This window comes from Fructilactobacillus sp. X2R1C1 (assembly GCF_059901435.1).
On the sequence record NZ_JBWXUV010000037.1, the window covers coordinates 1 to 403 of the forward strand.

Annotated in this window: 1 protein-coding gene; it reads right to left on the reverse strand. The window is 33.0% G+C overall.

Translation table 11 applies throughout. The features are described 5' to 3' along the window. The coding region (locus AC6UDG_RS07385) for a hypothetical protein (protein WP_500706946.1) at positions 1–344 on the reverse strand (344 nt) is incomplete at its 3' end. Between the last annotated feature and the right edge of the window lie 59 nt (positions 345–403).

The window sequence follows — 403 nt, forward strand, 5'->3', positions numbered from 1 at the left end:
ACATAATTTTGCGCTTGATTGGACTGATTTGGTTGATTGTTTCTTTGATCAGAGTTGTTAGAGGAATGTGTAGATTGAGCCTCATTAGTAGAAGAGGATGAGTTGTCATTGGAACTAGAGGGAGTGTCTGAACTCATATTACTTTGACTATCTGTTGTAGATGATGTCTGTGATGAGTTTTCAGAGCTATCCTTGCTATTGCTTGTTTTTTTATCCTTTGTTTGCTCTACTTGTTTCGTCCTATTATATGTTTCATTATGACCTGAATTTGAATACACGATAAATCCAATCCCAATTATTAATACGATAATAACGACGAATACGATTGTTTTTTTGTGTTTCATTAAAATTCTCCTTAACTAAATTAATGGTGTTAAGTGTAGTAAAGTTTCAGTGTTTACAC